We start from the raw sequence: 21,503 nt of genomic DNA, 5'->3' as shown, positions 1-21,503 counted from the left end.
TCGCGTCGCCGTGGAGTGCGACGAACTGGCGACAGAACGCCATGCCTTTAATTTGGCGTCATGTTGCACGTGCGCGCCTGCTATGTTAGCAAAGCCGCGATTTTAACGAGCCCGGCACTTCCGTGCGGGGTCGAAAATCGAAGTCCCGCTTGAATTCCAAGGGCTTGGATCGCTAGGCGCCGCTTTGTGGCGACGGTTTTTCCCTTGCGAGTTTGACAGCAAAAAGAGCGCGTCTGTGGCTGCAGAAGATACGTCCGTTTCCGGTGTGTCGGGCCGTTATGCAACGGCCTTGTTTGAACTGGCCCGTGACCAGAAAGTGGTCGACGAGGTAAAAGCCGATCTCGAGAAATTCGAGGGCATGCTGAACGAAAGCGCCGATCTGAAGCGCCTCGTCCGCAGCCCCGTGTTCGCGGCCGATGCCCAGTCCAGGGCCCTCTCGGCCGTGCTGGACAAGGCGGGCATCGCCGGCATCTCGGCCAATTTCCTGAAAGTGCTGACCGCCAATCGTCGCCTGTTCGCGGTCGCTGACGTCATTCGCGCCTATCGCGCCCTGGTCGCCAGGTTCAAGGGCGAGGCCACGGCCGATGTCACCGTGGCGGAGGCGCTTTCGGACAAGAATCTCGACGCCCTCAAGGTTGCCCTGAAGTCGGTGACCGGCAAGGACGTCGCGCTCAACGTGAAGGTCGATCCCTCGATCATCGGTGGCCTCGTGGTCAAGCTTGGCAGCCGGATGATCGATAGTTCGCTTCGCACCAAACTCAATTCGATCAAGCACGCGATGAAAGAGGCAGGCTGATGGACATCCGCGCCGCGGAAATTTCCGCGATCCTCAAGGACCAGATCAAGAATTTCGGCCAGGAAGCTGAAGTCTCCGAAGTCGGACAGGTGCTGTCCGTCGGCGACGGTATCGCCCGCGTTTACGGTCTGGATAACGTCCAGGCCGGTGAAATGGTCGAGTTCGAGAACGGCACCCGCGGCATGGCGCTGAACCTCGAAACCGACAACGTCGGTATCGTGATTTTCGGCGCCGACCGCGAGATCAAGGAAGGTCAGACCGTCAAGCGCACCCGCGCCATCGTGGACGCGCCGGTCGGCAAGGGCCTGCTCGGCCGCGTCGTCGACGCGCTCGGCAACCCCATCGACGGCAAGGGCCCGATCCAGGCCGACAAGCGCATGCGCGTCGACGTCAAGGCGCCCGGCATCATTCCGCGCAAATCGGTGAACGAGCCGATGGCGACCGGTCTCAAGGCGATCGACGCCCTGATCCCGATCGGCCGCGGCCAGCGCGAGTTGATCATCGGTGACCGTCAGACCGGCAAGACCGCGATCGCGCTCGACACCATCCTCAACCAGAAGCCGCTCAACGCGCAGCCGGACGAGAATATCAAGCTGTATTGCGTCTACGTCGCGATCGGCCAGAAGCGTTCGACCGTTGCCCAGTTCGTGAAGGTGCTGGAAGAGCAGGGCGCGCTCGAATATTCGATCATCGTCGCCGCCACCGCGTCCGATCCGGCGCCGATGCAGTACATCGCGCCGTTCACCGGCTGCACCATGGGCGAGTACTTCCGCGACAACGGCATGCACGCCGTCATCATCTATGACGATTTGTCCAAGCAGGCCGTCGCCTACCGCCAGATGTCGCTCCTGCTGCGCCGTCCGCCCGGCCGCGAAGCCTATCCGGGCGACGTGTTCTATCTGCATTCCCGCCTGCTCGAGCGCGCGGCGAAGCTGAACAAGGACCAGGGCTCGGGCTCGCTGACGGCGCTGCCGGTCATCGAAACCCAGGCCAACGACGTGTCGGCCTACATTCCGACCAACGTCATCTCGATCACCGACGGCCAGATCTTCCTGGAAACCGACCTGTTCTTCCAGGGCATCCGTCCCGCGGTGAACGTCGGTCTGTCGGTGTCGCGCGTCGGCTCCTCGGCGCAGACCAAGGCCACCAAGAAGGTCGCCGGCAAGATCAAGGGCGAGCTCGCGCAGTACCGCGAAATGGCGGCGTTCGCGCAGTTCGGCTCCGACCTCGACGCCTCGACCCAGCGCCTGCTCAATCGCGGCTCGCGTCTCACCGAGCTCCTGAAGCAGCCGCAATTCGCGCCGCTGAAGATGGAAGAGCAGGTCTGCGTGATCTGGGCCGGCACCAACGGCTATCTCGACCCGCTGCCGGTCAACAAGGTGCGCGCGTTCGAGGACGGTCTGTTGTCGCTGCTGCGTGGCAAGAACGTCGAGATCCTCAACGCGATCCGCGACAGCCGCGATCTCTCCGACGACAGCGCCGCCAAGCTGAAGTCGGTGGTCGAAGGTTTCGCCAAGAGCTTCGCATAAGAGAACGGTCGCAAAGGCCGGGCTTTTTGTCCCGGCCTTCCGTGCCTCACTGCATGGAAACGAAGACGTGGATGCCCGGGACACGCCCGGGCATGACGACTGGGATAGGCTAGCGGCTTGATCCAAGGGGTCGAACCGCCGGGGTGAACGAAGAATGGCGTCACTTAAAGACATGCGCGTCCGCATCGCCTCCACCAAGGCGACGCAGAAGATCACCAAGGCCATGCAGATGGTCGCGGCGTCCCGATTGCGCCGTGCCCAGCAGGCGGCCGAGGCGGCGCGGCCTTATGCCGACAAGATGAGCGCGGTGATCTCCAATATCGCCAGCGCTGCCGCCGGTTCGCCCGGCGCGCCGGTGCTGCTGGGCGGCACTGGCAAGGATCAGGTTCACCTGCTGCTGGTCTGCACCGGCGAGCGCGGCCTGTCCGGTGCGTTCAACTCCTCGATCGTGCGCCTCGCGCGCGAGCGCGCTCAGGCGCTGATGGCGCAGGGCAAGGAAGTCAAATTCTTCTGCGTCGGCCGCAAGGGCTACGAGCAGCTCCGCCGCCTGTACGACAAGCAGATCGTCGAGCACCTCGACCTGCGCGGCGTTCGTCAGCTCGGCTTTCTCAACGCCGAGGACATCGCCAAGAAGGTTCTGGCCCGCTTCGACAACGGCGAATTCGACGTCTGCACGCTGTTCTACGCACAGTTCAAGTCGGTGATCGCCCAGGTCCCGACCGCGCAGCAGATCATTCCGCTGACCGTGGAAGAAAAAGCGGCGAACGCGCCGTCGACGTCCTACGACTACGAGCCGGAGGAAGACGAACTCCTCTCCGGCCTGTTGCCGCGGAACATCGCGGTGCAGATCTTCCGCGCGCTGCTGGAAAACAACGCCTCGTTCTATGGCGCCCAGATGAGCTCGATGGACAACGCCACCCGCAACGCGGGCGAAATGATCCGCAAGCAAACCCAGATCTACAACCGAACCCGTCAAGCCCAGATCACCAAGGAGCTGATCGAGATCATCTCCGGCGCCGAGGCGGTCTGACGCACGAACCAAACGACGGTCGTTCAAGTAAAGAATTTCGAAGGAGAGCTTCATGGCTACAGCAGCTACCCAGGTCGGTCGTGTCACCCAGGTCATGGGCGCCGTCGTCGACGTTCAGTTCGAAGGCCATCTGCCGGCGATTCTGAATTCGTTGGAAACCAAGAACGGCAACATCCGCCTCGTGCTGGAAGTTGCGCAGCATCTCGGTGAGTCCACCGTGCGCACGATCGCGATGGACGTGACCGAAGGTCTGGTCCGCGGCCAGGAAGTGACCGACACCGGTCAGCCGATCTCGGTCCCCGTCGGCGCGGGCACGCTCGGCCGCATCATGAACGTGATCGGCGAGCCGATCGATGAAGCCGGCCCGATTCAGTCGGAAGGCATGCGCGCCATCCACCAGGAAGCGCCGACCTACACCGACCAGTCGACCGAAGCTGAAATTCTCGTCACCGGCATCAAGGTCGTCGACTTGCTCGCGCCCTACGCCAAGGGCGGCAAGATCGGCCTGTTCGGCGGCGCCGGCGTCGGCAAGACCGTGCTGATTCAGGAGCTGATCAACAACGTCGCGAAGGCGCACGGTGGTTACTCCGTGTTCGCCGGCGTCGGCGAGCGTACCCGCGAGGGCAACGACCTCTATCACGAGTTCATCGAATCCAAGGTCAACGCCGATCCGCACAATCCGGATCCGAGCGTCAAGTCGAAGTGCGCGCTGGTGTTCGGCCAGATGAACGAGCCGCCCGGCGCCCGCGCCCGCGTCGGCCTCACCGGTCTGACCGTCGCCGAGCACTTCCGTGACCAGGGCCAGGACGTGCTGTTCTTCGTCGACAACATCTTCCGCTTCACCCAGGCCGGTTCTGAAGTGTCGGCGCTGCTCGGTCGTATCCCGAGCGCCGTGGGTTACCAGCCGACGCTCGCCACCGACATGGGCGCGCTGCAGGAGCGCATCACCACCACGCAGAAGGGTTCGATCACCTCGGTGCAGGCCATTTACGTTCCGGCCGACGATTTGACCGACCCGGCGCCCGCGACCTCGTTCGCGCATTTGGACGCGACCACGGTGTTGAACCGCGCGATCTCGGAAAAGGGCATCTATCCGGCGGTGGATCCGCTCGACTCGACCTCGCGCATGCTCTCGCCGCTCGTCGTCGGCCAGGAGCATTACGACACCGCGCGTCAGGTCCAGCAGGTGTTGCAGCGCTACAAGTCGCTGCAGGACATCATCGCCATTCTCGGCATGGACGAGCTTTCGGAAGAGGACAAGCTGACGGTGGCCCGCGCCCGCAAGATCGAGCGCTTCCTGTCGCAGCCGTTCCACGTCGCCGAAATCTTCACCGGCTCGCCCGGCAAGTTCGTCGACCTCGCGGACACCATCAAGGGCTTCCGTGGCCTCTGCGAAGGCAAGTATGACCACCTGCCGGAAGCCGCCTTCTACATGGTCGGCACCATCGAAGAGGCGATCGAGAAGGGCAAGAAGCTGGCGGCCGAGGCGGCCTAAGCTGCGAAGGGCGAGCAGGGAGTAGCGAATAGTCGCGCTGCTCCCGCTCCATTCGCAATTCGCTACTCACCATTCGCAGGTTTCCCATGGCCACCTTCCACTTCGATCTCGTCTCGCCGGAAAAGCTCGCCTTCTCGGGCGAGGTCGACCAGGTCGATATCCCCGGCGTCGAAGGTGACTTCGGCGTGCTGGCGGGACACGCGCCGGTCGTGGCCGCGATCCGGCCCGGCATTCTCACAGTGACCAGCGGCGGCAAGCACGAGAAGATCATCGTGCTCGGCGGTATCGCCGAAGTCTCCGACAAGGGCCTGACCGTGCTCGCCGACGTCGCGACCTCGCTGGCCGAGCTCGACCGCGCCCAGTTCGCCGCGACCGTCTCGGAGATGGAAGAGGGATTGAAGGAGCACGAAGGCAACGAGCTCGATCAAGCCATTGCGCGGCTCGACCACTTCAAGAGCATCCAGCAGCAGCTCAACAGCACGGCAATGCACTAAGCCCCGGTGCACCGCGCCGGGGCTCGACTGAAAATTCCTGGATAAGTTCAGCGCTCGTCACGGAAGTGGCGGGCGCTGAAACTTTGTTGCACCACGCCGACCTCTCCCGCAAGCGGGAGAGGCTGAGCGAGCCCGCGGCTGGTTGTGCGGTCACCCATGCCCGTCCTAAGCGGTGAAAGGCCTCTGCGTTCAGTTTGCGAACGGCGCAAACTGCTGTGCCACCGCGCTGTAGACGTGGCGGCGGAACGGCACCACGATATCGGGGACACGATCGAGCCGCTCCCAGCGCCAAGCGTCGAACTCGGCGGGCTGCCCGTTGCGTGGCGTCAGCGGATCGATCTCGTCGTCCTTGCCGGTGAAGCGTAGGGCGAACCACTTCTGGCGCTGGCCGCGGAATTTCGCCAGCCGATGCGTCTGCGGCCCGTCATAGGGCGGGAATTCGTAAGTCAGCCAGTCGGTCTCGCCGAGATAAATTGCGCTCTTGACGCTGGTCTCTTCCCACAGCTCGCGGAGCGCGGCATCGCGCAAATCCTCGCCCTCGTCGACGCCGCCCTGCGGCATCTGCCAGTCCAGACCCGGCAGAATGATCTCGGGTCCGTCGCCCTTGAAGCGGTGCCCGATCAGCACGCGGCCATCGGCATTGAACAGCGCGATTCCGACATTGGGACGGTAGGGTTTTTCAGTGCTCACGCGTCGATCTCTCGTCGTCATTCCAGGCTGTGCATTAGAGCGTTTTCGAGCGAAGTGGATACCGGTTCGCGTCAAGAAAACGCGTCAAAAAAAAACTAGAGCCAGTTCCGTTCCGATTCCATCGGAACGGAACTGGCTCTCGCATCAACCTGGAATGGCGCCTTGAACTAATCCTGCGCCAGCGCGGAAAATTCCTTCACCACGCGCTCGTAGACCGGGCGCTTGAACGGGATGATCAGCCCGGTCAGGTTCTTCATCGGCTCCCAGCGCCAGCTCACGAACTCGGCCTTGTGGCCGCCGCCGGGCTTTTCGACATTGATCTCGCTGTCCTTGCCGGTGAAGCGGACCGCGAACCATTTCTGGCGCTGGCCGCGGTAGCGGCCCTTCCAGGCGCGCCCGGCGACCGTGCGCGGAATGTCGTAAGTGAGCCAGTCCGGAACCTCGCCGAGCCGCTCGACGGAACGCACGCTGGTCTCCTCATAGAGTTCGCGCTTGGCGGCCTCCCAATTGTCCTCGCCGGGATCGACGCCGCCCTGGGGCATCTGCCAGACATGGGTGTCGTCGACATGCTCGATCCCGCCGGCACGCCGGCCGATGAACACCAGTCCGTCCTTGTTGAGCAACATCACGCCGACGCAGGTCCGGTAGGGCAGATCCTCGTAACGCGCCATTCCGCCAGACCTCTCGCATGCCGTCGGTAAGGCTCAAGCAGGCCCCGCGGGCCTGTGCCGTACCAATCCGTTGATTTAGCTGGATTTTGATTTCAGCATCGCGGTTGTCAATGGCACCAAAAGGATACCTCTGTCGCCCAATGTCTTGGTCCAGGCGCCGATGCGCTCGATCGAGACCGGGAGGGCCGAGGCGGTGCCAACGGCAACGCCGCGCTCGCGCGCCGCCGCTTCGAGCTTGGTCAGGGCGCGGTCGATCTCGGCCGGGGTCGGCACCGCGTCGATCGCGATATCGCCCTTGCCGAACGGCATCGCCTGGCTGCCGGCGGCCTGGGGCGCGATGCTGCGGGGCGAGGAGCCGTCGTCGAAGAAGCCGAGGCCGCGCTTGGCCGTCTCGCGGATGATCGGCTGCATCGCCGGCTCCGTTGCGATGAAGCGGGCGCCCATGAAATTGGTGAGGCCGGCATAGCCCTGCATCCGGCTCAGATGCCAGTACAGGCGGTCCATGTTCTGGTCGGCACTCAGCGAGGTCAGCAGCGTCTGCGGTCCCGGATCGTTGTCGGGGAAGTCATAGGGCTCCATTGGGATCTGAAGGAAGATCTCGTGGCGCTGGGCGCGGGCGCGTTCGGCGAGTTTTCCTGGATCGGACCCATAGGGCGTGAAGGCCAGCGTCACCGCCGGCGGCAGCCGCATGATGGCATCGGTTGTCTTGGCGGCGCCGACGCCGAGGCCGCCGATCAGGATCGCGACCACCGGCATCTTGGCGGCCTTGGCGCGGTCGGCATCCGCCGCATAGACGTTGAACGGCTTCAGATCCCCGGACATCGCGGGGATCATGCCATAGCGCGATTTCTCGAGGAGTTTTGGGTCGATCCCGGCCATGACGGGCGGCGGTGCGGAGGCCGGGGCCGCCTCGCTCTTGCCGACGGCGTCACCGCCGATCACCACGTCGTGGCGCGTGCCGGTGGAACCGTCGATCATGGTGACGGTCTTCTGCTCGCCCGCCTGCTTCGGTGCGTCCCTGGTCTCGTGCTTGCTTTCCTGCTTGCTGTCCTGGCCGTGGCCGGCCGCGGCCGGCTTGTCGTCGCCGGCCTTGTCTGCGGCATTGGGCTCGCGGATCGCGAGCCGCGTCATCGGCTCGCCGCCGAGCGGATCCTTGTTGAAGATGGCGAAGCCGGCAAAGGTCACCAGGAACAGGCCGAGCAGGACAGCAAGCAGCTGCATGGCCGTGAACGGCAGCCGCAGCCGGCGTTTCCGGCGCGGCTTGTCCCGTCCGAGCGGGGCGCTCAGATCATCGGCCGTTTCAGTCATGCGCGATCCCGAATCACTCGAGACGACGATACCACGCCGAGGTCAAGCGGCGGCAGGCCGGGATAGGCCGGGGATATCAGGGGTTCCAAGCAAAAAGGGCGGCTCCGGGAGCCGCCCTTTTCGTCAGATCGCGATGCGCCGACTTAGTTCGCCGCTTTGGGCTTGTCGGTCGTGGCCTTGTCGCCGCCCGGGGTGGGCGCTGCAGAGGCGCTGTTCTTGATGCCGTGGAGCAAATCGTCGGCGAGCTTGAGCGCCTTGTCGTCCTTGGCGTCCGGCGGAACGTAAGACTGCGAGCCGGTCTTCTCGTCGCCGTCATTCTTGAGATGGCCGCGCAGCGATGCTTCGCCCTTGGTGTCGGTGCGCGACTTCAGCTCGTCCGGCACGTCCTGCAGCACTTCGATGTCGGGCACGATGCCCTTGGCCTGGATCGACTTGCCCGACGGCGTGTAGTAGCGCGCCGTGGTCAGACGCAGCGCGCCGTTGCCGGAGCCGAGCGGAATGATGGTCTGCACCGAGCCCTTGCCGAACGAGCGCGTGCCGACGATGGTCGCGCGCTTGTGGTCCTGCAGCGCGCCGGCGACGATCTCCGACGCCGAAGCCGAGCCGCCGTTGACCAGCACGATGACCGGCTTGCCCTTGGTGAGGTCGCCCGTATGCGCGGTACGGCGCTGGGTCTCCTCGGCATTGCGGCCGCGGGTCGAGACGATCTCGCCCTTCTCCAGGAAAGAGTCGGAGACGGTGACCGCTTCCTCGAGCAGGCCGCCTGGGTTGTTGCGGAGGTCGATGACGTAGCCCTTCAGCTTGTCGCCGATCTGATTCGAGAGGTTGGCGACCTCGCGCTTCAGGCCTTCGGTGGTCTGCTCGTTGAAGGTGGTGATGCGGATATAGGCGATGTCGTCGGCCTCGACGCGAGCGCGCACCGAGCGGACGCGGATGTTGTCGCGCACCAGCGTGACGTCGATCGGATTGTCCTGGCCCTTGCGGATGATCTTCAGCTTGATCTTGGTGTTGACGGGGCCGCGCATCTTCTCGACCGCCTGGTTCAGGGTCAGGCCCTGCACCGCTTCGTCGTCGAGATTGGTGATGATGTCGTTGGCCATGACGCCGGCGCGCGAGGCCGGGGTGTCGTCGATCGGCGAAACCACCTTGATCAGGCCGTCTTCCATCGTGACTTCGATGCCGAGGCCGCCGAACTCACCGCGGGTCTGCACCTGCATGTCGCGGAAGCTCTTGGCGTCCATGTAGCTCGAATGCGGATCGAGACCGGTGAGCATGCCGCTGATCGCGGATTCGATCAGCTTGGTGTCGTCGGGCTTCTCGACATAGTCCGAGCGCACGCGCTCGAAGACGTCGCCGAACAGATTGAGCTGGCGATAGGTGTCGGCGGTGGCGGCTCGCGCGCTGGAGCCCATGAAGACTGCGCGCGGTTGCGTCACGAACAGCGTCAGCGCCGCACCGGTGGCCGCGCTGAGGAGGATAACTGAAGTCTTGCGCATCATCCGCGAACCTTCTCGCCTTCATTTGCGGCCCACCATGGGCCTGGATCGATTGGAGTGCCGTCTTTGCGGAACTCGACATAGAGCACAGGTTGACTCGCGTTCGTGGCGAGAATGGAGGCGACTTGAGAAGTCGACCCCATGGTCGCGACAGGCTCCCCCGTGAGCACAAACTGACCGATGTTGACCGAAATGCGCTCCATCCCGGCGATCAGCACATGATACCCGCCCCCGGCATTGAGGATCAAGAGTTGTCCATAGCTGCGGAAGGGGCCGGCATAGACAACCCAGCCATCACACGGCGTCGTGACCTGGGAGCCGGGCCTGGTCGCCAGCGAAATGCCCTTCTGGACCCCGCCGAGCCCGTCGGAACCGCCGAAATCCCTGATCTTGTTACCGTTAACTGGAAGAGGCAGGAGGCCCTTGGCCGCGGCGAAGGCCATCGCAGGGGTGGTCCGGGAACGATCCTTGAAAGCGCCGGGGCCGGTCTTGGCGCTGGCGGCCGCGTTTGCAGCCGCCTTGGCCTCGGCCTGCCTGGCGGCCTCAGCCGCCTTCTCGGCCGCCTTGGCGGCGCTTTGCAGATCCTGCTCCATCTTGGCGATCAGCCCCTGGAGATCGCCGACCTGTCGCGAGAGCGCGACGGCGCGCGCGTTCTCGGCGTCGAGGTCCTTTTCACGCGACGCCTGCTGGCGCTGCCGCTCGTCGACCAGAGCCGCGAGCCGAGTCTGGTCGTTGCGCACCTTGTCGCGGTCGGAGGCGAGCTGGTCGCGCTCGGTCGCGATGGTCTTGCGCAAGGCCACGAGCTCGCCGAGCTCGCCCGCGATCTTCTCGGCGCGGCCGCGCAATTCCGGCACCACGGCACCGAGCAGCATCGCCGTGCGCAGCGATTGCAGGGCATCCTCGGGCCGTACCAGAAGCGCCGGCGGCGTCCGCCTTCCGGCGCGCTGCAAGGCCGCCAGCACCTCGACGATGTCGGCGCGGCGTAAATCGAGCGAGCTGCGCATCGCCTGCTCGCGGCCGTTCAGCGATCGCAGCCGCGCTTCGGCCTCGTCGATCTTGGTCTCGACGCTGCGCACATTGGCAGCGGTGTCGATCAGCTGTTGATTGAGCTGGGTGCGGTCCTGGCCGAGCGAGGTGATCTCGGCCTTGAGCTTGGCCTGCGCCTCCTCCGCGCTCTTCTTGCTGGCGCGCGCGGCTTCGAGCTCCTGCTCGCGCTGCTTGATCGCATCGGGCGCGACGGCCGCAGTCTGCGGTGCAGGCGTCTGAGCTTGCGCGAGGCTTGCGCCCAAAATACTTGAGCCCATAACGCCGGCGATCAGCAGCAGGTTGAGGAGAGGCGCTCGCATCGCTTTAGGCAAAGGTGCTCGTTGTGGCGCGGATCACGCGCGGTGATAGGGGTGGCCGGCCAGAATGGTGGCGGCCCGATAAAGCTGTTCCAGAAGCATGACGCGGACCATTTGATGCGGCCAGGTCGCAGAGCCGAACGCGATCGCGAGCTTTGCCTTACGGCGCAATTCGGGCGAAAGTCCGTCCGCCCCTCCGATCATGAAGATAGTATGACCGGCACCCTCGTCGCGCCAGCGCCCGAGATGCCGGGCGAATACGGTCGAATCCAGATTCTGGCCGCGTTCGTCTAGCGCCACCAGCACCGATTTTTCGGGAATATGCGCGGAGATCGCCGCGGCCTCTTCGGCCATCCGCGTCGCCGTATCGCGCGCGCGGCTTTCGGGCAATTCGTGGATGACGAGCTCGCGGAATCCGAGCTTGCGGCCGGCCTCGTCGAACCGCTCGAAATAGCGCTCGGCAAGCTCCCGTTCGGGGCCCTGCTTCAGCCGGCCCACCGCAATGACGGCTATGCGCATGATATGTTCAGGGTCGCGTTTTCTGGACCGCGCGCGATCTGCGCGCGCACGACGCTAGCATGCGCGTCAGCCGATTCGAAATCGGCCAGCAGCCTTTAGATCGCCTTCGCCGCCCCTGGGCCCTGCGTGTACAGTCTCTCGAGACTGTAGAACTCGCGGACCTCGGGTCTGAACACGTGCACGATCACATCGCCGGAATCGATCAGCACCCAGTCGCAATTGGGCAAGCCCTCGACGTGGATGTTCTTGATGCCGTTTTCCTTGAGGCCTTTGGCGACGTTCTCCGCGATCGCGCCAACGTGCCGGTTGGCCCGGCCGGTGGTGACGATCATGTAGTCGGAGTAGGCCGATTTGCCGCGAAGGTCGATGGTGACCGTCTCTTCCGCCTTCATGTCGTCGAGGCGGGAGAGGATCAGGCTCAGCGTCTTGTCGGCGTCAGGTTGCGCCTTCAAGGCCGCAGCTTTGGTCGATGTTTTACGCGTAGGCTTGGCAACCTTGGGTAAAACAGACTTCGGTGAAGCCGTCTTGGGTGAGGCTGTCTTGGACAATACAGATGTGGTCAGGGACCATTCCTTTCACTGTATCGCGAACGCCGAATCCAGCGCCCACTGGTTACACTACATCATGTGGGGTTAAGGGTTTCAATATGCCAGAGAGCCCGAAGGCCGCATGGCGTTCGCACAATCTGACTCACTTCGTACCTTTCCAGCTTCCGTCCGGGTTCCGTAAGCCGGTCGACGAGAGATTCAGCTTCATACCGGTCAGGAACACCCAGGCTGGCGCGGCCCGATCCGCAAGCAATGGCGCCTCATTCTCCGGCAAGCGGTAGCGTCTGAGCGCCTGGGCGGCGGGAGAGGCGAGGGCGCGAAAACTCTGTGGCGGGCGGTCGATGACCGCGATCGGCACCTGATCGGCGATGCGCCGCCAGTGCTGCCAACGATGGAATTGAGCGAGATTGTCGGCGCCCATGATCCAGACAAAGCGCAAGCCCGAGAGGCGGCGGCGCAAGGTGTTGATCGTGTCGATGGTATAGCGCGTGCGAATGACGGATTCGAGACAGCTCACCTCGATCCTGGGATCGTCGGCCATTTCGCGCGCCGCCTGCATGCGCTCGCCGAGCTCGTGCAGCGCGCCGTTCTCCTTCAGCGGATTGCCTGGCGTCACCAGCCACCACACCCGATCGAGCTGGAGGCGTTTCAGCGCGAACTGGCTGATCGCGCGATGGGCCTGGTGCGGCGGATTGAACGAGCCGCCGAGCAGGCCGATGCGCATGCCTGAAGTGTGGCTTGGTATGGCCTGCGCGAAGAAACGTGGCGCGACGAAATTGTTGCTCAATGCCCCGCGCCCCGCGTCGTCTACGGCCGCGTCTGCCCGGTGCCGTGAACGCGATATTTGAAGCTCGTCAGCTGCTCGGCGCCAACCGGGCCGCGGGCATGGAATCTGCCGGTGGCGATGCCGATCTCGGCGCCGAAGCCGAACTCGCCGCCGTCGGCGAACTGCGTCGAGGCGTTGTGCAGCACGATCGCGGAATCGACCTCGCTCAGGAATTTCTTCGCAGCGCTCTCATCGGCGCTCACGATGGCATCGGTATGGTGCGAGCCGTGATTCTGGATATGCGCGATCGCGCCGTCGACGCCGTCCACCACCTTCGCCGCGATGACCGCATCGAGATATTCGGTGTCCCAATCGTCCGCGCTGGCAGGTCTGACGCGCGGATCGGTCTTTTGCACGGCGTCGTCGCCGCGCACTTCGCAGCCGGCCTCGATCAGCATCTCGATCAGCGGCTTCAGGTTTTTACCGGCAGCGGCCCGATCGACCAGCAGCGTCTCGGCGGCGCCGCAGACGCCGGTGCGGCGCATCTTGGCGTTGAGCACGATCGACTTTGCCATGGCGAGGTCGGCGCTGCCGTCGACGTAGACGTGGTTGACGCCTTCGAGATGCGCGAACACCGGCACGCGCGCTTCCTGCTCGACGCGCGCAACGAGGCTCTTGCCTCCGCGCGGCACGATCACGTCGACGGCGCCGTTCAATCCCGACAGCATCATGCCCACCGCCGCGCGGTCGCGCGTCGGCACCAGCGTGATCGCGGCCTCGGGGAGACCCGCTTCGCGCAGGCCCTGCACCAGGCAGTCATGGATCGCGCGGCAGGAGCGGAAACTGTCGGAGCCGCCGCGCAGGATCACGGCATTGCCCGACTTCAGGCACAGCACGCCGGCGTCCGCCGCAACATTCGGCCGGCTCTCGAAGATCACGCCGACGACGCCGAGCGGCACGCGCACGCGCTCGATGGTCATGCCGTTCGGCCGTTGCCAACTCTCGGTGACGATGCCGACCGGATCGGCAATGCCGCGCACGATGCCGATGCCCTCGGCCATGCCCTCGACCCGCGCCGGCGTCAGCGTCAGGCGATCGATGAAGGAGGAGGTGGCATTGCCGGAGGCGCGGGCCTCGGCGACCTCCTCGGCATTGGCGGCAAGGATCGCGGCTGCATTGTTGCGGATCGCCCGCTCCATGGCCTCGAGCGCCCGGTTCTTCTGCTCCGGCGGCGCCAGCGCCAGCACGCGCGCGGCAGCGCGGGCACGGGTACCGAGATCGGTCATCAGCGCCTGAAGATCGGCATTGCCGTCGACGGCTTTGAGGGGGGCGGCCATGGGAGTTTCAACCTTCTGCTAAGGCGGTGTCCTAGCACGGAAATCCCGCTTTTGCGAAGGGTCGGGAGGGTATGGCAGGGGTTCACTTGCTGGTTCGGCTGGGCCAATGACCCATCTACGGCGTCATGGCCGGGCTTGTCCCGGCCATCCACGGATTGCCACGCGGTCCAAACAACGTGGATGCCCGGGCCTTCGCCTCGCCGAAGCGGCTTCGGCCGCGCAGGCGGGACAAGCCCGGGCATGACGGTTTGGGCGCCTGCCGGGCGCTACCCGCCCACCACCAGATCATCCCGGTGGATCATCTCCGAGCGGCCGCTGATGCCGAGGATGGCCATCACGTCCGGGGAGGAGCGGCCCTTGATCCGCTCGGCATCGTCGGCGTCATAGGCGATCAGGCCGCGGCCGACCTCGCTGGTGTCGGGGCCGCGCACGATCACGGCATCGCCGCGGGCGAACTGGCCCTCGACCTTGGTCACGCCGGCCGGCAACAGGCTGGCGCCGGCGCGCAGCGCCGCGACCGCGCCGGCGTCGATCGTCAACGTGCCCTTCGGCTCCAGCGAGCCTGCAATCCAGCGTTTTCGCGAGGTGATGGGATTGGCCGGCGTCAGGAACCAGGTGCAGCGGCCGCCATCGGCGATCGCCTGCAACGGATGCTCGATCTTGCCGGAGGCGATCAGCATATGCGTGCCGCCGGTCGTCGCGATTTTTGCGGCTTCGACCTTGGTGCGCATGCCGCCGCGGGAGAGTTCGGACTCGGCGTCGCCTGCGACGGCCTCGATTTCCGAGGAGATGCTGTCGACGACCGGAATGAGCTTGGCGTTCGGGTTGTTCTTCGGCGGGGCGTCGTAAAGTCCGTCGATGTCGGACAGCAGCACCAGCAGGTCGGCGCTCGCCATGGTGGCGACGCGCGCGGCGAGGCGGTCATTGTCGCCGTAGCGGATCTCGTTGGTCGCGACCGTGTCGTTCTCGTTGATCACGGGGATCGCGCGCCACTCCAGCAGCTTGCCGATGGTGGAGCGCGCGTTGAGATAGCGGCGGCGCTCCTCGGTGTCCTGCAGCGTCACCAGGATCTGGCCGGCGCCGATGCCGTGGGCGCCAAGGACCTCCGACCAGATCCGCGCCAGCGCGATCTGACCGACGGCGGCGGCCGCCTGGCTCTCCTCCAGCTTCAGCGGGCCGCGCGGCAATTTCAGGCGGCTGCGGCCGAGCGCGATCGAGCCGGAAGAGACGACGAGAACGTCCCGCCCCTCGCGATGCAGCTTGGCCATGTCGTCGGCGAGCGCGGCAAGCCAGGACGCGCGCACCTCGCCCTTGTCGGAATCGACCAGCAGCGCGGAGCCGACCTTGACGACGATGCGGCGGAATTGACTGAGTTCGGGGCTGGCCATCTGTGTATGTGGTGTGTGTATGTGCTGGAGAGCGGCGCCGGTAAGGCCTGCTTTTGCAGCAGGACGATGGCCGGCGCAAGGCGGCAGGCCCGGTAAACGGCGCTTGTCCGGAACGCTCGTCTGGCTCTAACTGTCGCCAACCATAATAGACTCAACGAGGAAACCAATGGATCGCCGCAACTTCATCGCCGGATGCCTCGGGTTGCCGTTGTTGGCGCAAGCGGGCGCGGCGCAAGCTCAGGTCGGGCTGACAAAAATGATCTTCCCGTTCGCGGCCGGAGCGGGCGGCGACACGTTGTGCCGGCTGATCGCGCAGGAGATGGCGCCGGCGCTGCAGCGGACCATCGTGGTCGAGAACCGCACCGGTGGTGACGGTCTGATCGGCATCAAGGCGGTGAAGGGGGGCAGCCCCGACGGCAGCATGGTGCTGGTGACGACCGGGCCTACGATGTACCTGCTGCCGATGGTGGAGACGACCCCGAGCTTCGATACCGCAAAGGATTTCGTCCCGGTGTCGCTGCTGGCGCGGTTCGAGTTCGCCGTCGTGATCAATCCGACGATCGACGCCGCGGATTTCAAGGGATTTGTCGCCTGGCTGAAAGCGCATCCGGACAAGGCGTCGTTCGGCGTGCCGAGCAACGGCACCATCCCGCATTTCATGGGCTCCAAGCTCGAGAAAGACCTCGGCATTCCCATGACGCGCGTGCCCTATCGGGGCAGCGCGCCCATCCTCAACGACATCATCGGCGGTCACATCTCTTTCGGCATCGTCACGTTGGCCGATGCGCTGCCGCAGCATCGCGCCAAGGGCGTGAAGATCATCGCGGTCGCAAGCGCCGAACGTTCGCCGTTCGCACCGGAAGTCTCGACCTTGAAGGAGAGCGGCATCGATCTCGTCGCGGACGCCTGGTACGGCATGTGGCTTCCCGCCGGCAGCTCGCCGGAATTCGCGATCAAGCTCGGCGCGGCCGCACGAGCCGCGCTCGCCAGGCCCGAGGTGAAGGAAAAACTCACCGCGATCGGGCTGATCCCGGTCGGCAGCAGCGCGGAAGGTCTGACCAAGGAGCTCGCCGCCAACACCGCGTTCTGGCAGCCGATCGTGAAGGCGACGGGATACAAGATCGAGAATTAGTTTCTGTTTCCGCTCCGCTCTCCGCCGTCATGGCCGGGCTTGTCCCGGCCATCCACGTGCACCGCCACTTGACGCAAGACTTGGATGCCCGGGTCAAGCCCGGGCATGACGAGCTGAGACAGCCTCGTTCCGCTCACCTACATCTTCGCGCGCTGTTCAATTCCGTCCTTGATCGACGCCAGCTCCGCTTCATCCCAGATGCCGATCAGGATGCCGCCCTTCACCTGGAGCTGGTTGTCGGCATAGGCCGCGATCTTCTCGCGCGGTGTTGTGATGTGGTCGTTGGGATGCAACGCCCAGTCGAACAATTCGGCCTGCAATCGCGCAATGATGCCGGCGCACTCGGGATCGTCGCCGCGATCCAGAAATTCTTCCGGATCGGTTTCGAGATCGTACAGCATCGGGCGGAAGCCTGAGGCGTGGATGTATTTCCAGCGGCCATCGAACACCATGAACAGGCGGCAGCGCTCGATCGGCTGGTTCAGCTTCAGCCGCACGTCCTGCATGACATAGTCGTATTCGGAGAACGCCACCTTGCGCCAATCCGGCGGGCTCTCGCCGCGCAGCAGCGGCAGCAGCGAGCGTCCTTCGAGGATGTGGCCCGGAACCTTGCCGCCGAAATAATCGACGAAGGTCGGTGCGAGATCGATGGCTTCGACCAGCGCAGCGTTGCGCGTGCCGCGCGTGGCGTCGGCTTCTTTCGAGGGATCGATAACGATCAGCGGAATCTTCGCCGACTGCTCGTGGAACAGATCCTTCTCGCCCATCCAGTGATCGCCGAGATAATCGCCGTGATCGGAGGTGAACACGATCATGGTGGTGTCCGAGAGGCCGCGCTCCTCCAGGAATTTCATCAGTACGCCCATCTGGTCGTCGATCTGGGTGATCAGGCCCATATAGGTCGGGATCACCTTCTCGCGGGCATCGTCGCGCGCCATGTTGCGGGAGTAGCGCATGTCCATATAGGCGCCGAACACCGGATGCGGATTCTGGCGCTCGCGCTCGGAGCGGATGGCCGGGATCATGTCCGATGCCGAATACATGCTGGCGTAAGGTTCGGGCGCGATGTAGGGCCAGTGCGGCTTGATGTAGGACAGATGCAGGCACCACGGCCTGCCGTCGGTCTCGGCCTCGCTGATGAAGTCCATCGCGCGCCGCGTCATGTAGGGCGTCTCGGAATGCTCGTCCGGCACGCGCGCGGCCTTGTCGGCATGCACGAGCAGCCAGCCGTTCTGGAGCGAGCCGTCCTCGGCCGCGCCGGAATTGGCCCAATGCTCCCAGGGATTGGGCGCATCAAAACCCTGCTGGCGCAGATATTCGTCGTATTTCGGACGCGGTCGCCCCGTGGGATGCAGGCCGTCGTCGCGCTCATAGGGCTCAAACCCGCATTCGGCGACGTGCACGCCGATCATCGATTCCGGCGGGATGCCGAGCGCCTTCATGCCTTCGAGATCGGGCGCCATGTGGGTCTTGCCGACCAGCACGTTGCGCACGCCGAGGTTCTTGAGGTGATCGCCGAGGGTGGGCTCGCCGACCCGCAACGGCCAGCCGTTCCAGTGCGAGCCGTGCGAGCGCATGTAGCGCCCGGTGTAGAACGACATCCGCGACGGGCCGCAGATCGGCGACTGCACATAGGCCTTGCTGAACAGCACGCCGCGCTTCGCCATGGCGTCGATGTTCGGCGTCTTCAGCGTGGGATGGCCGGTGCAGCCGAGATAGTCATAGCGAAGCTGGTCGCACATGATCCAGAGAACGTTCTTCGCGCGCGCCATGAATCATCCCTGCCGTATCTTGATTGCCGATGCTGCGCTATCGAAGGCGCGAAGACAAGAAGGGGGTGATGCGCCTTCTCGCAACTTCACATTCCAACGTCGTCCCGGCGAAGGCCGGGACCCATACCGCGTGATTTATCAATCGTGGTCGGCGGGAGTACCGAGCCACGAGTCTTCGCCAAAACTCTGCCTGTGGCTATGGGTCCCGGCATTCGCCGGGACGACGGCGAGAGATCAAACCGACCAAGGCTCCGCTTCCGCCGCGCTCTTTGCCTTGGCGGAGACCGGGCTCTCGCCGATCACATCCGCCAATGCGCGCAACGCTTCCTGCACGCCGTCGCCGGTGGCGGCGGAGAGCAGCAGCGGCGTCTTCTTGGCGGCGCGCTTCAGCCGCTCCTTCTGCTTCTTCAACTCGTCCGGTTCGACCGCGTCGATCTTGTTCAGCGCGACGATCTCGATCTTGTCGGTGAGCTGTCCGGCATAGGCGTCCAGCTCGGTTCGCACCGTCTTGTAGGCCTTGCCGGCGTGCTCGCAGGTCGCATCGATGAGATGCAGCAGCACGCGGCAGCGCTCGACATGGGCAAGGAAGCGGTCGCCGAGACCGACGCCTTCATGCGCGCCTTCGATCAGGCCGGGGATGTCGGCCAGCACGAATTCGCGGCCGTCGGCATTCACGACGCCGAGCTGCGGATGCAGCGTGGTGAAGGGATAGTCGGCGATCTTCGGCTTGGCCGCGCTGACCTTGGCGAGAAAGGTCGACTTGCCGGCATTGGGCAGGCCGACGAGGCCGGCATCCGCGATCAGCTTCAGCCGCAGCCAGATCCAGCGCTCCTCGCCGGGCTGGCCGGGATTGGCATTGCGCGGGGCGCGGTTGGTCGAGGTCTTGAAATGGGCGTTGCCGAAGCCGCCATTGCCACCTTCGGCCAGCACGAACTTTTCGCCGACCGTGGTGAAGTCGTGGATCATGGTCTCGCGATCTTCATCGAAGATCTGCGTGCCCAGGGGGACCTTCAGCACGATCGACTTGCCATTGGCACCATGGCGGTCCGAGCCCGAGCCGTTCTCGCCCTTCTGGGCCTTGAAGTGCTGCTGGTAGCGATAGTCGATCAGCGTGTTCAGACCGTCTGCGACCTCGATGATGACATTGCCGCCGCGGCCGCCATTGCCGCCGGAGGGGCCGCCGAATTCAATGAATTTTTCGCGGCGGAACGCCACGCAGCCGTTTCCGCCGTCGCCGGAGCGGATATAGACCTTTGCTTCGTCAAGGAATTTCATGGGCCATAGGTAGGCCAGCCGGTCCCGCGCGGCAACCCGGATAGACCCGCAAATCGGCTGAATTTCCGCGATTTTGGGGCGTGCTTAACCCCGGCACAACGTTAGTTGGGCCGGCGCCGGATCAGGAATTTCTGCGTGCCCTCCAGCACCAGCTCCTTGCGCTGGTTGAACACGGTGCTTTTGAGCGTCACCGCGCCGGTCGAGCGTCCCGGCACCAGCTCGATGACCTCGAGCGCGGGATAGATTGTGTCATCGGCGAACACAGGTTTGAGGAACCGGCTGGATTGCTCGAGGAAGCCGACCAGGGAGTCCTCGACCATGAACGGAAACAGGCCCGCGCCGGGTGCGGTGTGGATCAGCGTCTGGAATCCGTGGGCGAGCAGATGCGGCATGCCGCGGCTGCGGCAATACTCCACATCGTAATGCACCGGATGGGTGTCGCCGCTCGCGGTCTGGAACGCCGCGAACACGGCCGTCGTCTGCGTGCGGCTCGGCAGCACGAAGCGCTCGCCGACCACGAAATCCTCAAACCAGCGTTGCGCGGGGATCATGCGATGCCGGGCCGGGTCGAAGTCGGTCATGGCGAGGCTCTTTCCTGGCTCTTTCGTTCGGGTGACGCCTATCGCTACCGCGACGCGAAGACTGCGGCAATCCGCTCAATTCGCCTTGCGCGGGCTTGTCGCGGGCGCTCACGTCATTAAAACGACCGCAAGCGACTCTGGTCGCCGTTCCGACGCTCTCTCCGCTCGTCATTGCGAGCGAAGCGAAGCAATCCAGACTGTCTCCGCGGCAACAGTCTGGATTGCTTCGTCGCAAGAGCTCCTCGCAATGACGAGTTTCCACGAACGACAGCAATGCCTCTCTTCAAGAATCTCTCGGCCTATGACGAACGCTCGGCGCGGCTCGCCGGGATTGCGCTCATGGTGCTGTCGATCTTCATGTTCTCGTTCGGCGACGCCATGGGCAAGTTCCTGGTCGGGACTTATTCGGTGGGGCAGCTGCTGTTCCTGCGCGCCTGCGCGGCGCTGCTGCTGCTGTCGCCGCTGGTCTGGCGGCAGCGTCACCAGTTCCTGCATCTGGAGCGGCCGGGCCTCCAGCTCTTTCGCGTCGTGTTGTCGACGCTGGAAGTGGCGGCCTTCTTCCTTGCGACGGTCTACCTGCCGCTCGCCGACGTCATCACCTACTATCTCGCCGGGCCCATTTTCGTCACCGCGATGTCGGCGGTCTTCCTCGGCGAGAAAGTCGGCTGGCGGCGCTGGACGGCGATCCTGATCGGCTTCTGCGGCGTGCTGATCGCGCTGCGGCCGTCGGCACAGACCGTGAGCCTGCCGGCGCTGATCGCGCTTGGCGGCAGTCTTTCCTTCGCAACACTGATGTTGATCACGCGCAGCCTGCGCAAGACGCCCGATATCGTGATGGCATCGTCGCAATTCGTCGGCACGTTCCTGCTGGGCGCGGTGCTGTCGGCGTTCCACTGGGTGCCGCCGACATCGGGCAGCCTCGTGATCTTCGCGCTGGCGGGATGCGTCTCGGTCACGGCACTGTTCTGCGTCAACCGGTCGCTCAAGCTGGCGCCGGCCAGCGTCGTCGTGCCCTATCAATATTCGATGATCGTCTGGGCGGTGATCTTCGGCTTCGTCGTGTTCGGCGACGTGCCCGAAATCGCCACCATCGTCGGCGCCGCCATCATCATCGGCGCCGGGTTCTATATCTATTTGCGTGAGCGCGATCTCGGGCGTGGGGACGCGGATGTGAATCCGCCGGCGTAAACACAACTACGGTGTCGTCCCGGCGGAGGCCGGGACCCATACCCACAGGGTGCAGTTTGGCGAAGACTCGGAGTGGGAGTCTTCGCGCTACCAACAGTTGTGGTTATGGGTCCCGGCCTTCGCCGGGACGACATCGTATGGCTAG

General features: G+C 64.6%; 20 protein-coding genes. 7 read left to right on the top strand and 13 right to left on the bottom strand.

Annotated features, from left to right (window positions below; all coding sequences use genetic code 11):
- Nucleotides 1–235: 235 nt before the first annotated feature.
- The 5 genes from ABIC03_RS34055 (at nt 236) to ABIC03_RS34035 (ending at nt 5,344) form a co-directional block, all read left to right on the top strand.
- Nucleotides 236–796 carry a F0F1 ATP synthase subunit delta gene (locus ABIC03_RS34055; RefSeq protein ID WP_007604340.1) on the top strand — a complete coding sequence of 187 codons (561 nt, stop codon included), beginning with the start codon at nt 236–238 and terminating at the stop codon, nt 794–796.
- Nucleotides 796–2,325: a F0F1 ATP synthase subunit alpha gene (gene atpA, locus ABIC03_RS34050; RefSeq protein WP_106945574.1), complete on the top strand. Its 1,530-nt coding sequence runs from the start codon at nt 796–798 to the stop codon at nt 2,323–2,325. Before ABIC03_RS34055 ends, atpA begins: the two co-directional genes overlap by 1 nt.
- A 154-nt stretch (nt 2,326–2,479) precedes the next feature.
- Entirely contained in the window at nt 2,480–3,355 is an 876-nt protein-coding gene (locus ABIC03_RS34045; RefSeq protein WP_007604344.1) for a F0F1 ATP synthase subunit gamma, read from the top strand.
- A 52-nt stretch (nt 3,356–3,407) separates the two neighbouring features.
- Nucleotides 3,408–4,850, top strand: a complete 1,443-nt coding sequence (gene atpD / locus ABIC03_RS34040; protein ID WP_275174178.1) for a F0F1 ATP synthase subunit beta — start codon at nt 3,408–3,410, stop codon at nt 4,848–4,850.
- An 86-nt stretch (nt 4,851–4,936) separates the two neighbouring features.
- Nucleotides 4,937–5,344 carry a F0F1 ATP synthase subunit epsilon gene (locus tag ABIC03_RS34035; RefSeq protein ID WP_247358164.1) on the top strand — a complete coding sequence of 136 codons (408 nt, stop codon included), beginning with the start codon at nt 4,937–4,939 and terminating at the stop codon, nt 5,342–5,344.
- A 189-nt stretch (nt 5,345–5,533) separates the two neighbouring features.
- Here the strand turns inward: ABIC03_RS34035 and ABIC03_RS34030 are convergent, their stop codons facing one another.
- The 10 genes from ABIC03_RS34030 to proB all read right to left on the bottom strand — a co-directional run bounded on the left by ABIC03_RS34030 (nt 5,534) and on the right by proB (nt 15,410).
- The gene (locus ABIC03_RS34030) at nt 5,534–6,034 is read right to left on the bottom strand and encodes an RNA pyrophosphohydrolase (RefSeq protein ID WP_354064648.1); all 501 of its coding nucleotides are present in this window, start codon (nt 6,032–6,034) and stop codon (nt 5,534–5,536) included.
- Nucleotides 6,035–6,201: 167 nt separating this feature from the next.
- Entirely contained in the window at nt 6,202–6,705 is a 504-nt protein-coding gene (locus ABIC03_RS34025; RefSeq protein ID WP_007604352.1) for an RNA pyrophosphohydrolase, read from the bottom strand.
- Between the two features lie 75 nt (nt 6,706–6,780).
- Nucleotides 6,781–8,013 carry a divergent polysaccharide deacetylase family protein gene (locus ABIC03_RS34020; RefSeq protein ID WP_354064645.1) on the bottom strand — a complete coding sequence of 411 codons (1,233 nt, stop codon included), beginning with the start codon at nt 8,011–8,013 and terminating at the stop codon, nt 6,781–6,783.
- A 143-nt stretch (nt 8,014–8,156) separates the two neighbouring features.
- Complete coding sequence (locus tag ABIC03_RS34015; protein WP_018459850.1) at nt 8,157–9,512, bottom strand: S41 family peptidase; 1,356 nt, start codon at nt 9,510–9,512, stop codon at nt 8,157–8,159.
- Nucleotides 9,509–10,855, bottom strand: coding sequence for a murein hydrolase activator EnvC family protein (locus ABIC03_RS34010; protein ID WP_354064643.1), 1,347 nt, complete (start codon nt 10,853–10,855; stop codon nt 9,509–9,511). The genes ABIC03_RS34015 and ABIC03_RS34010 overlap by 4 nt, the downstream gene beginning before the upstream one ends.
- 33 nt (nt 10,856–10,888) lie before the next feature.
- Nucleotides 10,889–11,371 (bottom strand): 23S rRNA (pseudouridine(1915)-N(3))-methyltransferase RlmH, encoded by a 483-nt coding sequence (gene rlmH, locus ABIC03_RS34005; protein WP_354064641.1) that lies wholly within the window; start codon nt 11,369–11,371, stop codon nt 10,889–10,891.
- A gap of 95 nt (nt 11,372–11,466) precedes the next feature.
- Complete coding sequence (gene rsfS / locus ABIC03_RS34000; protein WP_007604366.1) at nt 11,467–11,823, bottom strand: ribosome silencing factor; 357 nt, start codon at nt 11,821–11,823, stop codon at nt 11,467–11,469.
- A gap of 238 nt (nt 11,824–12,061) precedes the next feature.
- Nucleotides 12,062–12,706: a nicotinate-nucleotide adenylyltransferase gene (locus ABIC03_RS33995; RefSeq protein WP_354064638.1), complete on the bottom strand. Its 645-nt coding sequence runs from the start codon at nt 12,704–12,706 to the stop codon at nt 12,062–12,064.
- A gap of 20 nt (nt 12,707–12,726) precedes the next feature.
- Nucleotides 12,727–14,022 (bottom strand): glutamate-5-semialdehyde dehydrogenase, encoded by a 1,296-nt coding sequence (locus ABIC03_RS33990; RefSeq protein WP_354064636.1) that lies wholly within the window; start codon nt 14,020–14,022, stop codon nt 12,727–12,729.
- Between the two features lie 266 nt (nt 14,023–14,288).
- Nucleotides 14,289–15,410, bottom strand: coding sequence for a glutamate 5-kinase (proB, locus tag ABIC03_RS33985; protein ID WP_354064634.1), 1,122 nt, complete (start codon nt 15,408–15,410; stop codon nt 14,289–14,291).
- 166 nt (nt 15,411–15,576) lie between these two features.
- On the opposite strand from proB, the gene ABIC03_RS33980 reads away from it, so the two are divergent.
- Entirely contained in the window at nt 15,577–16,542 is a 966-nt protein-coding gene (locus tag ABIC03_RS33980) for a Bug family tripartite tricarboxylate transporter substrate binding protein (RefSeq protein WP_354064632.1), read from the top strand.
- Nucleotides 16,543–16,679: 137 nt separating this feature from the next.
- Here ABIC03_RS33980 and ABIC03_RS33975 read toward each other — a convergent pair whose 3' ends face one another.
- The 3 genes from ABIC03_RS33975 to ABIC03_RS33965 form a co-directional block, all read right to left on the bottom strand.
- Nucleotides 16,680–18,314: an alkaline phosphatase family protein gene (locus tag ABIC03_RS33975; protein ID WP_354064630.1), complete on the bottom strand. Its 1,635-nt coding sequence runs from the start codon at nt 18,312–18,314 to the stop codon at nt 16,680–16,682.
- Between the two features lie 234 nt (nt 18,315–18,548).
- Nucleotides 18,549–19,589: a GTPase ObgE gene (obgE, locus tag ABIC03_RS33970; RefSeq protein WP_027515026.1), complete on the bottom strand. Its 1,041-nt coding sequence runs from the start codon at nt 19,587–19,589 to the stop codon at nt 18,549–18,551.
- 101 nt (nt 19,590–19,690) lie between these two features.
- Entirely contained in the window at nt 19,691–20,170 is a 480-nt protein-coding gene (locus tag ABIC03_RS33965; RefSeq protein ID WP_275174164.1) for a MaoC family dehydratase, read from the bottom strand.
- A 273-nt stretch (nt 20,171–20,443) separates the two neighbouring features.
- Between ABIC03_RS33965 and ABIC03_RS33960 the strand changes: the two genes are divergently transcribed.
- Nucleotides 20,444–21,358: a DMT family transporter gene (locus tag ABIC03_RS33960; RefSeq protein ID WP_354064628.1), complete on the top strand. Its 915-nt coding sequence runs from the start codon at nt 20,444–20,446 to the stop codon at nt 21,356–21,358.
- The last annotated feature ends 145 nt before the right edge of the window (nt 21,359–21,503 follow it).

This window comes from Bradyrhizobium sp. RT6a, assembly GCF_040547675.1.
Taxonomy (GTDB): Bacteria; Pseudomonadota; Alphaproteobacteria; order Rhizobiales; family Xanthobacteraceae; genus Bradyrhizobium.
Note: the sequence above shows the minus strand (reverse complement) of the source record. Positions and strands in the feature narration are given on the sequence as shown.

Coding starts and splice junctions, on each gene's coding strand:
- atpA (WP_106945574.1), top strand. CDS start 796: ATGGACATCCGCGCCGCGGAAATTTCCGCGATCCTCAAGGACCAGATC.
- ABIC03_RS34045 (WP_007604344.1), top strand. CDS start 2,480: ATGGCGTCACTTAAAGACATGCGCGTCCGCATCGCCTCCACCAAGGCG.
- atpD (WP_275174178.1), top strand. CDS start 3,408: ATGGCTACAGCAGCTACCCAGGTCGGTCGTGTCACCCAGGTCATGGGC.
- ABIC03_RS34035 (WP_247358164.1), top strand. CDS start 4,937: ATGGCCACCTTCCACTTCGATCTCGTCTCGCCGGAAAAGCTCGCCTTC.
- ABIC03_RS34025 (WP_007604352.1), bottom strand. CDS start 6,705: ATGGCGCGTTACGAGGATCTGCCCTACCGGACCTGCGTCGGCGTGATG.
- ABIC03_RS34020 (WP_354064645.1), bottom strand. CDS start 8,013: ATGACTGAAACGGCCGATGATCTGAGCGCCCCGCTCGGACGGGACAAG.
- ABIC03_RS34015 (WP_018459850.1), bottom strand. CDS start 9,512: ATGATGCGCAAGACTTCAGTTATCCTCCTCAGCGCGGCCACCGGTGCG.
- ABIC03_RS34010 (WP_354064643.1), bottom strand. CDS start 10,855: ATGCGAGCGCCTCTCCTCAACCTGCTGCTGATCGCCGGCGTTATGGGC.
- rlmH (WP_354064641.1), bottom strand. CDS start 11,371: ATGCGCATAGCCGTCATTGCGGTGGGCCGGCTGAAGCAGGGCCCCGAA.
- ABIC03_RS33990 (WP_354064636.1), bottom strand. CDS start 14,022: ATGGCCGCCCCCCTCAAAGCCGTCGACGGCAATGCCGATCTTCAGGCG.
- proB (WP_354064634.1), bottom strand. CDS start 15,410: ATGGCCAGCCCCGAACTCAGTCAATTCCGCCGCATCGTCGTCAAGGTC.
- ABIC03_RS33980 (WP_354064632.1), top strand. CDS start 15,577: ATGGATCGCCGCAACTTCATCGCCGGATGCCTCGGGTTGCCGTTGTTG.
- ABIC03_RS33975 (WP_354064630.1), bottom strand. CDS start 18,314: ATGGCGCGCGCGAAGAACGTTCTCTGGATCATGTGCGACCAGCTTCGC.
- obgE (WP_027515026.1), bottom strand. CDS start 19,589: ATGAAATTCCTTGACGAAGCAAAGGTCTATATCCGCTCCGGCGACGGC.
- ABIC03_RS33965 (WP_275174164.1), bottom strand. CDS start 20,170: ATGACCGACTTCGACCCGGCCCGGCATCGCATGATCCCCGCGCAACGC.
- ABIC03_RS33960 (WP_354064628.1), top strand. CDS start 20,444: ATGCCTCTCTTCAAGAATCTCTCGGCCTATGACGAACGCTCGGCGCGG.